11 protein-coding genes are annotated in these 14385 nt (G+C 39.0%); 9 read left to right on the forward strand and 2 right to left on the reverse strand.

Features of this window, described 5'->3' with window-relative positions; all coding sequences use genetic code 11:
* Positions 1–10 precede the first annotated feature (10 nt).
* A complete protein-coding gene (locus ABE34_RS22580) occupies positions 11–1099 on the reverse strand; it encodes a M24 family metallopeptidase (RefSeq protein WP_197144684.1) in 1089 nt (362 codons plus the stop codon).
* A gap of 274 nt (positions 1100–1373) precedes the next feature.
* Here ABE34_RS22580 and ABE34_RS22585 point away from each other — a divergent pair, with 274 nt between their 5' ends.
* Both ABE34_RS22585 and ABE34_RS22590 read left to right on the forward strand, forming a co-directional pair.
* Positions 1374–2057, forward strand: a complete 684-nt coding sequence (locus ABE34_RS22585; RefSeq protein WP_197144685.1) for a metal-dependent hydrolase — start codon at positions 1374–1376, stop codon at positions 2055–2057.
* Positions 2058–2209: 152 nt separating this feature from the next.
* Complete coding sequence (locus ABE34_RS22590; protein ID WP_197144686.1) at positions 2210–3517, forward strand: DRTGG domain-containing protein; 1308 nt, start codon at positions 2210–2212, stop codon at positions 3515–3517.
* 53 nt (positions 3518–3570) lie between these two features.
* Here the strand turns inward: ABE34_RS22590 and ABE34_RS22595 are convergent, their stop codons facing one another.
* The gene (locus ABE34_RS22595; RefSeq protein ID WP_197144687.1) at positions 3571–3876 is read right to left on the reverse strand and encodes a YtpI family protein; all 306 of its coding nucleotides are present in this window, start codon (positions 3874–3876) and stop codon (positions 3571–3573) included.
* 90 nt (positions 3877–3966) lie between these two features.
* On the opposite strand from ABE34_RS22595, the gene ABE34_RS22600 reads away from it, so the two are divergent.
* The 7 genes from ABE34_RS22600 to pyk all read left to right on the forward strand — a co-directional run bounded on the left by ABE34_RS22600 (position 3967) and on the right by pyk (position 14065).
* Positions 3967–4908, forward strand: a complete 942-nt coding sequence (locus ABE34_RS22600) for a DHH family phosphoesterase (RefSeq protein ID WP_206700779.1) — start codon at positions 3967–3969, stop codon at positions 4906–4908.
* Positions 4909–5308: 400 nt separating this feature from the next.
* Positions 5309–8392: a DNA polymerase III subunit alpha gene (dnaE, locus tag ABE34_RS22605; protein WP_197144689.1), complete on the forward strand. Its 3084-nt coding sequence runs from the start codon at positions 5309–5311 to the stop codon at positions 8390–8392.
* 176 nt (positions 8393–8568) lie between these two features.
* The gene (locus ABE34_RS22610; RefSeq protein ID WP_197144690.1) at positions 8569–9210 is read left to right on the forward strand and encodes a FadR/GntR family transcriptional regulator; all 642 of its coding nucleotides are present in this window, start codon (positions 8569–8571) and stop codon (positions 9208–9210) included.
* A 21-nt stretch (positions 9211–9231) separates the two neighbouring features.
* Positions 9232–10080, forward strand: coding sequence for an acetyl-CoA carboxylase, carboxyltransferase subunit beta (accD, locus tag ABE34_RS22615; protein WP_079561597.1), 849 nt, complete (start codon positions 9232–9234; stop codon positions 10078–10080).
* Positions 10073–11029, forward strand: a complete 957-nt coding sequence (locus ABE34_RS22620; protein WP_197144691.1) for an acetyl-CoA carboxylase carboxyltransferase subunit alpha — start codon at positions 10073–10075, stop codon at positions 11027–11029. The genes accD and ABE34_RS22620 overlap by 8 nt, the downstream gene beginning before the upstream one ends.
* Before the next feature lie 287 nt (positions 11030–11316).
* On the forward strand, positions 11317–12276 hold the full coding sequence (gene pfkA / locus ABE34_RS22625) for a 6-phosphofructokinase (protein WP_197144692.1): 960 nt from the start codon (positions 11317–11319) through the stop codon (positions 12274–12276).
* 28 nt (positions 12277–12304) lie between these two features.
* Positions 12305–14065: a pyruvate kinase gene (gene pyk / locus ABE34_RS22630; RefSeq protein ID WP_197144693.1), complete on the forward strand. Its 1761-nt coding sequence runs from the start codon at positions 12305–12307 to the stop codon at positions 14063–14065.
* Positions 14066–14385: the final 320 nt, after the last annotated feature.

The raw sequence follows: 14385 nt of genomic DNA on the forward strand, positions 1-14385 counted from the left end.
CTGAATAAACTTACAGTACAATCAAATCTTTCGGGAATTTTGTTAGGATTTCTACTCCGTCTTTTGTAACTACTACATCATCTTCAATACGGACACCTGTCACATCGGACTTATAGATGCCTGGCTCAATTGTGAAGACCATGCCTTCTTCCATAGTCATTTCATTTGCGCCTGTAACAGATGGGAATTCATGTACAGAAATGCCGAGTCCATGACCAAGTCGGTGTGTGAAATATTCGCCATAGCCTGCTTCAGTAATAGTTTCACGAGCGATCTTATCTAAATCCATTGCACGAACACCTGGCTTCACTGCTGCAATAGCATTTGTGTTAGCAGATAGTACTGTGTTGTAAATTTCCTTTTGTGCTTCACTAGGTTCACCAAAGGCAACTGTACGTGTAATGTCAGAACAATAACCATCGTAAATTACGCCAAGGTCGAATAAAATCATATCGCCTTTTTCTATTTTTCGAGCACCTGGTTTACCATGTGGAGAGGCTGTTTTTGGACCGCTCAATACCATTGTCTCAAAGGACATCTTACAGCCTTTATCCGAAATAGCACTTTCTATCGCTGTTAAGATTTCCATTTCTGTTTTGCCTTCTGCGATTTCTTTACAGCCGATTTCAATAGCATAGTCAGCTAGTGCAGCGGCTTTACGTAATTTTTCTAATTCATTTTCCTCTTTAATTACGCGCATAGCATTGATTTTTTCATCAAGGCGGACAAAGCTTGCCTGTGGAAATGATTGTTGTAGGGCTTCTAAACGCTCTACAATAAGTTGACCTTTTTCAATAGCAAACGTTTGTGGAATAACATTACGAGCTTTTATCGCTTGTGCAAGAACTTCCATTGAATTTTCAGTATCTTGGTGGCCGATGACTTCATAAGACCAACCTGCATCCTTCGCATCTGGGATCTCCATTTTTGGACAAATTAAAAAAGGTTCTGCCTCTTTAAAAATCATCACGCCTAGCAATCTCTCATGTGGATCACTTTTAAAGTCTGAAACGTAAAAAACATTGTCTGGTGTCGTTACGAAAGCGGCATCAATTTGGTTTTGTTGTAAATAACTTTGAATTTCTTTAACCTTTGACATAAACAGTTCCTCCTCTTATTGCACTGAAAAATTTCCATGTGTGCTTGGCTAAACTAATAGCCTAACCGGGATGAGGCTTCGACTTTTGAGCGATTTAAAACTCTAATTCGATGCTTCATTTTTGTACGAATGAATAATTGCCTCCCCACAAGGTATGCTTTGTTGGGAAAGAATCTATTATTCTCTGTACAAGCATATCAAAAAAAGGGAAAAATCGCATGGATAGCGAATAAAAATGGTGTAGAACAATATGTACCGCAGGGAGGAAACGGAAATGGAAATTAGTTATCATGGACATTCTGTTGTCAAAATTCAATCAAATGGGAAAACAATCTTGATAGATCCATTCATTAATGGGAATGGGCAAACAGATTTAAAGGTTGCTGAGGAAGCACCGGATATAATCTTACTTACACATGGCCATAATGATCATGTTGGTGATACAGTGGAGCTTGCAAAGAAAAAAGATGCCCTTGTCATTGCGCCAAATGAGTTAGCCAATTGGATTTCTTGGCAAGGAGTGAAAGTGCACCCGATGCATATAGGGGGAGCCAAGGAATTTGATTTTGGTAAAGTGAAGTTTACGCAAGCTTTCCACGGTTCGTCATATATAACCGAAAATAACGAGATTATTTATATGGGAATGCCTGCTGGAATTTTACTATTTATCGAAGGATTAACAATTTATCATGCAGGGGATACAGCTTTGTTTAGTGATATGAAATTAATTGGAGAACGCCATCCTATTGACATTGCATTTTTACCAATTGGTGATAATTTTACGATGGGTCCAGAAGATGCGGCTTGTGCAGTGTCATTTTTGAAGCCGAAAATTGTCGTACCAGTTCATTACAATACATTCCCTCCAATCGAGCAGGATCCACAAATTTTTGCAGATTTAGTGCGAAATGTAGAGGTTCAAATTTTAAAAGCGGGTGAAAAAGTAAACTGTTCCTAATCAGTGACACTGCTGTACTATATGAGTTGGCACCACGTGCGTAGTTGAAACGATGGGAAAAGTATAACAAATTCATCACTTTATATTAAATATTTTTATAAAAAATATGGTACACTAAGAGCAGAATTGATGATTGAGAAATAGGTGATATTTTGTCTACAAAACATGAGAGAATTTTACAATACATCGAATCATTACCTGTTGGTGATAAAATTTCAGTACGTCAAATTGCAAAGGAAATGCAGGTGAGTGAAGGAACGGCATACCGTGCTATTAAAGAAGCAGAAAATCGTCGTTTAGTAAGCTCTATTGAACGTGTTGGAACAATTCGTATTGAGAAGAAAAAGAAAGAAAATATTGAGCGATTAACCTTCGCAGAAATCGTAAATATTGTAGACGGCCAAGTTTTAGGTGGAAAAACAGGTCTACATAAAACGTTAACGAAATTTGTTATTGGTGCCATGCAATTAGAAGATATGATGCGTTATACAGATGCAGGAAGCTTGCTTATCGTTGGTAACCGTATTAAAGCACATGAAAATGCACTTCGAGCTGGTGCAGCTGTTTTAATTACAGGGGGCTTTGATACAACTGAGGAAAACAAATTACTTGCAGATTCCTTGGACTTACCGATCATTTCAACAAGCTATGATACCTTTACTGTGGCAACAATGATTAACCGCGCAATTTATGACCAATTAATTAAAAAAGATATTTTATTTATTGAAGATATTTTTGTGCCGATGACTGATACTTCTGTGCTTCGAAATGATGAAACAATTCAACATTTCCACAAGCTAAATGAACGAACAACTCATGGTGCATTTCCTGTTGTGACAGCAAACAATAAGCTTGTTGGGATGATTACAGTAAAAGACGTTATCGGTCGCGAAGAAAACGAGTTTATTGAAAAGGTTATGACGAAAAATCCGATTGCTGGATCAATGAAAATGAGTGTTGCTTCTGCAGGACATCGTATGATTTGGGAAGGGATAGACCTGTTACCAATTGTAGATGATGATAATATTTTGCAAGGTGTAATTAGTCGACAAGATGTACTAAAGGCGCTTCAGCTTGCTCAAAGACAACCTCAGCATGGTGAAACGATTGATGATTTAGTGAAAAATGAGATGAAGGTGCTTGGCGATGAAGAATTAATCGTAGAATTTAAAGTTACTCCTCAAATGACAAACCAATACGGGGCAATTTCTTATGGAGCATTTACAACTTTGTTAGCGGAAGTTGGTTCATTCTCATTAAAGCGTCGTAAACGTGGTGATGCAGTTGCCGAAAACATGACGATTTATTTCATCAAGCCTGTGCAAATGGAAAGCACACTTACTGTAAAGCCTCGAATATTAGACATGAGTCGTAAGTTTGTGAAAATGGACTTCGAAGTGTTTAATCAACAAATGCTTGTTGGGAAGGCAATGATGATGTTCCAACTGCTGGAACGTTAAGAAAACAGAAAAAGGGATGGTCTAGGGTACATGCTAGACCATCCCTTTCATTATTATTTGTTAATACGGTACTCTTCTTCAACAAATTGACCGTAGTGACGAACCTTTTTAATATTTTCGACAATAACAAAGATGCCTAAAACGACAAGAATTGCTACAATAATAAATGTAAATAACACTGGGAATAAATAAGCTTGGTTTAAACCAAACAAAAGAATAAAAGCACCGAAACTTACATTGGCTTTACTCTTATACCAATTTTTAGCAATTGGTAATGAAGAACGAAACTGTTTTGTTTTAAAATAAAAATAAAACACAAATGATATGATTATTGTAAACACAAATATTAAATTGAGCATAGTAAACCTCCTAGCATAACTAGTCATTATTGTAACGATTATTGAAGAAAAATGCTAACGGTTATTACTATCAAGTTGGGGGAAATTAATTTGAAAAGACAAATCATCGACACAATTGCTTCATATGAAACAATCATTATTCATCGCCATGTGCGACCAGATCCAGACGCTTATGGATCTCAGCAAGGCTTAAAAGAGCTTATTTTAGCAAATTATCCGGAAAAGAAGGTTTTTGCTGTAGGTGAGCATGATGAATCATTATCATTTTTAGCAAATCCCGATGACATTACAGATGAAATTTACGACAATGCTTTAGTTATTGTGACAGATACGGCAAATACAGAACGTGTGGACGATCAACGCTATATAAAAGGTAAAATGATTATTAAAATAGATCATCATCCAAATGACGATGCATATGGTGATTTACTATGGGTAGATACGAATGCGAGCTCTTGTAGTGAAATGATTTATGAGATTTATGAGGAAGGAAAACAAGTAGCCAACTGGATTCTACCAGATGCCTCCGCAAGATTATTATTTGCTGGTATTGTAGGAGATACAGGACGTTTCCAATTCCCTAGCACGACCGCAAAAACGTTTAAAATTGCAGGGGAGCTTATTGCATATGATTTTGATCGAAATCAAATCTTCGATGGAATGTATGAAATGGAGCAAAAGCTATTAAATTTACAGGGCTATATTTATCAAAATTTCAAAATGGATGAGTACGGAGCAGCACATATCAAGCTGACAAAGGAATTGCTAGCAGAATTCAATGTTGTACCGTCAGAGGCGTCCCTGTTAGTTGGCTGTCTTGGAAGTGTGAAAGGTATTTGTGCATGGGTGGTCTTCATTGAAGAGGTCGATCAAATTCGTGTGCGTTTACGCTCGAAAGGACCTGTTATTAACACTTTGGCGAAGGAATTTAACGGTGGTGGACATCCGCTCGCTTCAGGAGCTACAGCTTATTCATGGGAAGAAGCAGGCCGTGTTATAACGAGATTACAGGAAATTTGCAAATCATATTAATAAACATGAATATTGGGCTCTACGCTAAAATTAGTGGATGACATTTGTTAAACGTATGCCATATATAAGTTGATCTTCGTTACGGCTGGGCGACTCCTTGGGGCTCATCGGACGCCCCAAGGAAGCTTTGCTCTGTGCACAAGCGTAGTGCTAACGTAGCGACAGCAAATGTTTTAACTGTGCGAAAGCGAAGCGGCAGCAACAACAAATGTTTTAACTGTGCGAAAGCGTAGCGGCAGCAACAAAGCGCCCAGCTGGAACGGAGATCAACGACTCATCATGGTGATTTTCCGATATTTGGTGATTATTTGTAAACTTAAGAGAATAAGAACATACTTCTGCCATAATCATAAAGCTTTGAAATTAACATTTTTCAATACCTAGAAAGGAAGGGATTCATTTGACACATGTATATACGAAAATGCATACGAGTGCGGATTTATTGCAAAGTACGATTCGGCTTGAACAATTGATCCCTTTTTTACAAGAGCAAAATACTCAGGCCTGTGCAATCGTCAATTCAAAATTGTACGGGCTTTTGCCTTTTTGTAAAGCATTGCAGCAAGTGAATATTCATGCTGTATTAGGGCTCTCGATAAACGTACAGTGGCAAGATAGAAAGGTTCCACTTGTGCTATATGCTCAGACGCAAGAAGGCTACCAGCATCTTTTAAAGATTAGTAGTGCAGTTTCGATAAGAGAGGATAATACGCTTCCGTGGAAATGGCTTGAAGGATATGCGGCGGGCTGTGTAGCATTACTTTCTTCGGATGATTTAGTAGAGATTGAGGATTGGACAGAAGTAGCAAGTGCTTTAAACAAGGTATTTGGCAAGCATTTATTTATGGGGATAACAAGACCAGCAGGAATGAAATCCGAAAAAGAAGAAACGTTTGTGACGTGGTGTGAAGCTATGAATATAACGTTAGTTGCCTCCCAGAGCTGTTATTTTTTACGTCCAGAAGATCATTTCGCCTTTGAGGTTGCAAGAGCGATAGATTCAGGTGAAAAGCTTACTGATACAATGCTATCAGCTCATTTACAAGGATATTTCGCTCCGACAGAAGAGGAATGGCGAAGCTGGTTTGCTGATCATCCAGAATGGCTTGCGTCTAGTGCAACGATGCTAGCGAGCTGTACTGCGGAAATTCCTGAAATGCACGTACAAATGCCTAAATTTCCTGTTCCTACAGGTGAAACAGCCGAAAGCTTGCTTGTAAAAGAGACTTTTGCAGGATTGGCAGAACGATTAAAGCAAGCAGAGATTCCTAAAGTTTATCAGGAGCGACTTCAATACGAGCTTGAGATTATTTGTTCAATGGGCTTTGCGGATTATTTTTTAATTGTTGCAGACTTTATGCACTTTGCTAAAGAAAATCGTATTTTAACAGGTCCTGGTCGTGGTTCATCAGCAAGTTCTCTTGTAGCTTATAGCTTATCTATTACGCAAGTAGATCCATTAGTTTATGGCTTATTATTCGAACGATTTTTAAACCCGGAACGTGTTACACTGCCGGATATCGATATCGACTTTGTCGACAGTAAAAGACAAAAAGTAATCCATTATGTCGCTCAGAAATATGGCAAGGCAAATGTGGCACAAATTATTACGTTTGGCACTTTATCTGCGAAGGCAGTAGCTAGAGATGTCGCGCGTGTTTTTGGTTTTGACGCTGAAACGTTAGAGAAAATCTCAAAAATGATTCCAAATAAACCAGGAATAACATTGCAAAAAGCTGTGGCCGAATCACAAGGCTTACAAGGCTGGTTAGCTGAGGATGAAAAACATCGTCGCTGGTTAGAGGTAGCGTTAAAACTTGAAGGGGTGCCAAGAAATTCTTCCACTCATGCGGCAGGAATTGTGCTGTCACCTTCACCATTAGTTAATACGATACCGATTGAAGAAGGGCATGATGGAATTTATTGTACGCAATGGCCGATGGGAGATGTAGAAGCCTGTGGACTTGTCAAAATGGATTTTTTAGGATTGCGCAACCTGACAATTTTAGAGCAAGTACGTTGGTCAATTTATAAAGCTGGTGGTCCTTGGATAGAGTTTGAGCTTATACCAATGCAAGATGAAAAAACATTTCAACTTCTTCAAATGGGAGATACATTAGGGATTTTTCAATTAGAATCGGAAGGTATGAAGCAAGCTTTACGTGATATTCAACCAACCCATTTTTTAGATATAGTAGCAGTCAATGCGTTGTATCGCCCTGGTCCAATGGAATTTATTCCGATGTATGCTAGACGGAAAGCGGGAAGGGAATCGGTTACTATGCCTCATCCAGCATTAGAGCCCATTTTACGAGAGACATTTGGTGTCATAGTTTATCAAGAACAGATCATGCAAATTGCCTCGGTGATGGCCGGATTTACGATGGGACAAGCGGATTTATTGCGTCGAGCGGTAAGTAAGAAAAATCGTCAAGTATTAGAAGAGCAACGCACCGCATTTGTAGATGGAGCAATGAAGCAAGGCTTTGACGTCCATGTGGCGGAAGAAGTGTATGCATTAATTGTACGCTTTGCAGACTACGGTTTCCCTAAAAGCCATGCTGTCGCATATAGCGTTATTTCCTACCAAATGGCCTATTTAAAGGCACATTTCCCTCAAAGTTTTTATTCTGCGTTATTATCAAATGCAACAGGAAATGTGGAAAAAATTCTGCAACTTGAGAATGAGGCAAAAGAGAAAGGTATTTCGTTTTACCCGCCATCATTAAAACAAAGTACAAAATTCTTTACTGTTGAGAAGGATGGAATTCGCTATAGCTTATCCGGAATAAAGGGTGTTCCCTATACATTTATAGAAAAAGTATACGCCTTACGCCAGGCGAAGCCAGAAGCATTGGATAATATATTTGACATGGCAGTTGCATTAAGCGCACAGCATTTTAAATCAAAAGTTATGGAGTCTTTAATTTTTGCAGGGGCTCTCGATTATTTAGATAAAGATCGTGCGGTACTGATAGCGACATTGGAAGCAGCTTTGAAGCATGCAGAACTGCTAAGACCAACTGAGGATATTGATATTGAATCGACTACTACCTTTAGCTTTGGTAAGCCAAAGTATATGGAAGCGGAACCGATGCCACAAAAGGAAAAATTGCTACACGAAAAGGAAAGTCTTGGTTTTTATATATCAGCCCATCCGGTTACAGAGGAAAGAGCTTTTTGGAATGAAGTAAATAGTACGTGCAGAGAGTTAAAACAAGCGCGTGACGGAACGTATGTCAAAATGATTGGCATGATAGAAGAAGTAAAAAAAATACGCACAAAAAAAGGTGAGCAAATGGCCTTTGTTCAGCTTCAGGATGAGTTTGGAACAGTATCTGTAACTTTATTTCCACAGGTTTTTCATCTTGTTCAAGAGCTGTTACTTGAAGATGAAATGCTTTACATTGAGGGAACACTTGAAAGACGCTTTGGTAAACCTCAAGTGAAAGTAAAACATGCGCAAGCGACGAAAAGAATATGAAATTGAAGAAAATATTAGAAACTGCATAAATTTTTTATGCAGTTTTTTCTTTACTTTTTAACAGTTATTTTGTAAGCTAGAGTCAATGTTCGAAAGTGGCCAGACCACTTTCGATATGTTTATGTAGCGACAGATACAATTACGCCAAAGCGAAATTGATAAGAGGAGTTGATCGTATGGATAAAAAAACCGAACAAAAGAAAGTGTTTTTGGATATCGTCCAACAATTACGACAACTTATTAAAATGGAAGAAATACAGGCTGGAGAAAAACTACCTTCCGAACGAGTCCTTTCAGAGCGTCTAGGTGTCGGGCGATCCTCTGTGAGAGAGGCATTGCGAAGCTTAGAATTGTTAGGTCTTATTGAAACGAAACATGGGGGAGGTACGTTCCTAGCTTCCACGCATAAGCATCAGCTCGTAGAAATACTGTCGATGTTTATATTAGAAGATGAAAAATCGAAAAAGGATGTCGAATTAACGCGGCAAATTCATGAAAAGGAAGCCATTCGCGTAATAAGTTGTACAGGGACTCTGCGAACACTACCGGTGTGGGACAGTTTTTTTGTAAAGCTAGAGATAGAGGATACGATTAATTGTCGAGATGTATTAAGAGAGATAATCATCACGGCGGGAAATCGTCTTTCACTAAAAGTCTGGTTTCAGTTAGCAGCTTATGATGGTGACCGTTTAAATCGAAACTCAACAGAAGAAGAAAAACTAATCATTCAAACTATGTTGAAATCGATGCAGCTTGGCTATGAAAAAGAAGCATTAAAAGCTTACGAGCAGTGGATGAAGACTTTACGAAGTAATTAGACAACAAAGGGGGAGTCAAACATGGCAATTCGCAGCATATTTAGTAAAAAGAAAGAGGACGGACAAGAAAAGGGATTTCCAGAAGGACTTATGACGAAATGTCCTGAATGTCGTCACATTCAATTAACGAAAGAATTAGAAAAAAATAACAAAGTATGTACAAAATGTGACCATCATTTCAAAATGACTGCACAGGAGCGCGTAGCATGTTTTTTAGATGAAGGTTCATTTGTTTCAATGGACGATCATTTACAAACAAGTAATCCGCTTAATTTCCCTGCTTATGTTGAAAAAATTTCAGCGGACCAACAAAAAACAGGATTAAACGAAGCCGTACTAACAGGGGTAGGTACCCTTGATGGAGAAGAAATTGTTGTAGCAATTATGGATTCTCATTTCCGTATGGGTTCAATGGGCTCAGTTGTCGGAGAAAAAATCACAAGTGCTGTAGAAAAAGCTACGGAATTACGAGTACCGTTTATTATCTTTACTGCAAGTGGTGGGGCGCGCATGCAAGAAGGCGTATTATCATTAATGCAAATGGCGAAAACGAGTGTCGCATTAAAACGTCATAGTGATCATGGACTATTGTTTATTTCAATACTAACTCATCCTACAACAGGTGGCGTTTCTGCAAGCTTTGCCTCTGTTGGAGATATTAATATTGCGGAGCCACAAGCATTGATTGGCTTTGCTGGTCGTCGAGTAATCGAAGAAACAGTAAGAGAAAAACTACCAAATGATTTCCAAACGGCAGAATTTTTATTAGCACATGGGCAGCTTGATGCAATCTTCCATCGAAAAGATTTACGAAATCAAGTAGCAGTGCTTGTAAAAATGCATACAAAAGGAGGCGTGCAACATGTCTAAAAATTTAGCTTTTGAAGAACCAGTAGTACAATTACGTGAAAAAATTGATGAATTAAAAACGATTGCTACCGAGGCAGATGTAGATATGACAGGCGAAATTGAAAAGCTTGAAACACGTCTAACACAGCTAGAACAATCTATTTATGCAAATATGAAGCCGTGGGATCGTGTACAGGTTGCGAGACATCCAGAACGACCAACAACTTTACAATATATAGAGGCTATGTGTGAAAACTTTATTGAGTTACATGGAGATCGTACGTTTGGTGATGATGCGGCTATTCTTGGAGGGATTGCTCTTTTTGAAGGTCAGCCAGTAACAATTATTGGACATCAACGGGGAAAATCAACGAAAGAAAACATTCGTCGGAATTTTGGCATGCCACACCCTGAAGGATATCGTAAGGCATTACGCTTAATGAAACAGGCGGAGAAATTTAAACGACCAATTATTTGTTTTATTGATACGAAAGGTGCTTATCCCGGTAAGGCAGCTGAGGAACGTGGTCAAAGTGAAGCGATTGCCAGAAATCTCGTCGAAATGGCGGGCTTAACAGTACCGGTTATTTCAATCGTTATTGGGGAAGGCGGAAGCGGTGGTGCACTTGCATTAGGTGTAGCAAATCGTGTCTTTATGCTAGAAAACTCAACGTACTCTGTAATCTCGCCAGAAGGGGCAGCGTCGATTTTATGGCGTGATGGTAGCCTTGCAAAGCAAGCGGCAGAAGCAATGCGTATAACAGCACCTGACTTAAAAGAGCTTGACGTTATTGATGGAATTATCCCTGAAATAACAGGTGGAGCTCATCGCAATGTAGCCAAGCAAGCACTTTATCTAAAAGAATGTATAAGCGACACACTAAAAATATTGAATTCTTTAAATGGCGACCAATTAATTGAAGACCGTTATGAGAAATTCAGAAAGATTGGACAATATACAGAAGCTTAAATCCATTTTTAGGTTTTTGGACATATAAATTTGCTCGTAAAGAGTTAAAAATTGTTTCTTTTAAAAAATAAATAACCTAATGATGGAAGAATAAGTAGTGCGAAAAATACTACCAAACACTTTGAAAAGTTGTTAAATTTAGGATGTTTTTGAATGGAAAGAGTGTGTGAAAGCGCATTCTTTTTATTTTTTATGTAAAAGTTATGTTTTTGTAGCCTCAGAACACTTACATAGTTTGTTTTTTCATGTTAATGTGAATAATAATAGTATCTGCAGGAGGTTCGACAATGAAAAAAATTGCCGTATTAACAAGTGGTGGAGATGCACCAGGAATGAATGCAGCTATTCGTGCGGTCGTTCGTAAGGCAGCATATCATGGAATTGATGTTGTCGGAATTAAGCACGGCTATGATGGCTTAATAAAAGGAAGTATGGAAGATCTTGATTTAGGTTCAGTAGGTGGTATTATTCAACGCGGTGGTACACATTTAAATTCAGCAAGATGTCCTGAATTTAAAGAAGCCGCTGTTCAGCAACGAGGTATAGACAATATGCGTGAAGCTGGCATTGAAGGACTAGTCGTGATTGGCGGAGATGGTTCATACCGTGGAGCTATGGATTTAGTGAAAAAAGGCTTTCCTGTTGTGGGCGTTCCAGGAACTATTGATAATGACGTACCAGGAACCGAGTATACGATAGGATTTGATACTGCGCTAAATACGGTCGTGGAATCCATTGATAAAATCCGCGATACAGCAACTTCTCATGAAAATTCCTTTATCGTTGAGGTAATGGGGCGAGATGCAGGAGACATTGCTTTATGGGCAGGTCTTGCAGCTGGTGCCGAAACAGTTTTAATTCCAGAAGAAGATTATAATTTGGATGATATTGTGGCACGCTTAGACCGTGGTGCAGCGCGTGGGAAAAAGCATAGCATTATTATTGTCGCTGAAGGTGTCATGTCTGGTAGTGAGTTGGCAAAGCTATTATATGAAAAAACAGGAAAAGAGACGCGTGTTTCTGTTCTTGGACATATTCAACGCGGTGGTTCACCTACTGCGCGTGATCGTGTTTTAGCGAGTCAATTCGGCGCACATGCAGTGGAATTGCTAATGGAAGGAAAGTCTGGCAGGGCGGTAGGTATCCGTAATCATCAAGTGATTGACTATGATATGCCTGAGGCTTTCGAAAAAAATCATGAGGCAGATGTAAGCTTATATACTTTAATGAAAGAACTATCCATATAATTTGATATAAAAACGGAGTGGGCAGAAAATGAGAAAAACAAAAATCGTATGTACAATTGGTCCAGCAAGTGAGTCACCAGAAGTTTTAGAGAAACTAATTGAAGCAGGTATGAATGTAGCCCGCTTAAACTTTTCGCATGGTTCTCATGAGGAGCACGAAGTACGCATTAATTTAATTCGCGAAGTAGCACAAAAATTAGGGAAACCAGTTGGGATTTTGCTGGACACAAAAGGCCCTGAAATTCGTACGCATAATATGAAAAACGGAGAATTGCATTTAGCAGCAGGGCAAGTTATTGATATTTCAATGACGGAAGTTGAAGGAACAGAAACTAGCTTCTCTGTAACGTACGAACGTTTAATCGAGGATGTTGAGCAAAACGCCATTATTTTATTAGATGATGGACTTATTCAACTACGTGTATTAGCAAAAGATATGGAAAAAGGACTTATTCATACGATTGTTGAAAATGCAGGTGTTTTAAAAAATAAAAAAGGTGTTAACGTGCCAGGCGTTTCTGTACAACTTCCTGGAATTACAGAAAAAGATGCACAGGACATTTTATTCGGTATTAAGCAGGGTGTTGATTTTATTGCAGCCTCGTTCGTTCGTCGAGCAAAGGATGTACTTGAAATTCGAGAATTACTTGAACAAAATGGCGGTAACCACATTCAAATTATCCCGAAAATCGAGAATCAAGAGGGTGTCGATAATATTGATGAGATCATCTTAGTTTCAGATGGATTAATGGTAGCACGTGGTGATCTTGGTGTAGAAATACCAGCAGAAGAAGTGCCACTTGTACAAAAGAAATTAATTTTAAAATGTAATCAAGTAGGTAAACCAGTTATTACAGCTACACAAATGCTAGATTCGATGCAACGTAATCCACGTCCGACAAGAGCAGAGGCTAGTGACGTAGCAAACGCAATTATCGACGGTACAGATGCAATTATGCTTTCTGGAGAAACTGCAGCAGGACTATATCCAGTAGAGTCTGTACAAACAATGAATAAAATCGCACTACGTACAGAAAATTCATTAGACTATAAAGCCATCGTCTCTACTCGTAGTCGTGAAAAAGAAGCAAATATGACGGAAGCGATTTCTCAGGCAGTAGCTTACACTTCGATTAACTTAGGTGTAAAGGCCGTACTTGCACCAACAGAAAGTGGTAACACAGCTAGAATGATTGCAAAATATCGCCCAGGTGTACAAATTGTCGCGGTAACTGGTTCTGCCAATACGGCTCACGCATTAACACTAGTTTGGGGTGTATTCCCAGTTGTTTGCCAACGTGTTACAACAACAGATGAAATTTTAGAGCTAGCTGTTGATGAAAGCTTGAAACATGGCTTTGTAACGCATGGTGATGCAGTTGTTATTACAGCAGGTGTACCAGTAGGTGAAGCAGGTACTACTAACTTAATGAAGGTACACATCATCGGAGATTTATTGGCGCGTGGTCAAGGTATCGGTAAAGCTTCAGTAGTAGGTAAAACAGTTGTTGCTAAAAATGCAGCAGAGGCACTAGCTTATGATACAGACGGATGCATTATAGTAACGGTTGGTTCAGATCGTGATATGATGCCAGCGCTTGAAAATTGTATTGGTCTGATTACGGAAGAGGGCGGGCTTACAAGTCATGCAGCGGTTGTAGGACTAAGCCTTGGCATCCCTGTTATCGTTGGAGTAAAAGAAGCTACTACACTGATTCGCCACGGTCAAGAAATTACAATGGATGCTGAAACGGGAGTAATTTACAAAGGGCATGCAAGTGTTCTTTAACTTCTTTAGTAAATGTTTTTATCTATAACAAAAAGCTCTAGTGCAAATAATTGTACTAGAGCTTTTCTTATAAAGATGAAGGAAATAGCATTTTTCGCTTATCATCGAAATATAGAGATGACATTGGAGATGACATTTTGTTAAAACATATGTCATGTGTATAAGTTGATTGGAGTGGAGGCTGGGTGACTCCTCGGGGATCAGCGAATTAGAGGAACGGAGGCTAAAAGCATCACATCCTGTGATAACGCCTCCGTGACCAACATCGTGTTGGCCCGAGACCCTGCAGCGAAGCGAAGCGGCTCATCGGACGCCCCCAG

This window comes from Lysinibacillus sphaericus, from assembly GCF_015844675.1.
Classification (GTDB): Bacteria; Bacillota; Bacilli; order Bacillales_A; family Planococcaceae; genus Lysinibacillus; species Lysinibacillus sphaericus_E.

Excerpts from the sequence above, each read along its gene's own strand:
- ABE34_RS22580 (WP_197144684.1), bottom strand. The coding sequence starts at position 1,099 with ATGTCAAAGGTTAAAGAAATTCAAAGTTATTTACAACAAAACCAAATT.
- ABE34_RS22585 (WP_197144685.1), top strand. The coding sequence starts at position 1,374 with ATGGAAATTAGTTATCATGGACATTCTGTTGTCAAAATTCAATCAAAT.
- ABE34_RS22595 (WP_197144687.1), bottom strand. The coding sequence starts at position 3,876 with ATGCTCAATTTAATATTTGTGTTTACAATAATCATATCATTTGTGTTT.
- ABE34_RS22610 (WP_197144690.1), top strand. The coding sequence starts at position 8,569 with ATGGATAAAAAAACCGAACAAAAGAAAGTGTTTTTGGATATCGTCCAA.
- accD (WP_079561597.1), top strand. The coding sequence starts at position 9,232 with ATGGCAATTCGCAGCATATTTAGTAAAAAGAAAGAGGACGGACAAGAA.
- ABE34_RS22620 (WP_197144691.1), top strand. The coding sequence starts at position 10,073 with ATGTCTAAAAATTTAGCTTTTGAAGAACCAGTAGTACAATTACGTGAA.
- pfkA (WP_197144692.1), top strand. The coding sequence starts at position 11,317 with ATGAAAAAAATTGCCGTATTAACAAGTGGTGGAGATGCACCAGGAATG.
- pyk (WP_197144693.1), top strand. The coding sequence starts at position 12,305 with ATGAGAAAAACAAAAATCGTATGTACAATTGGTCCAGCAAGTGAGTCA.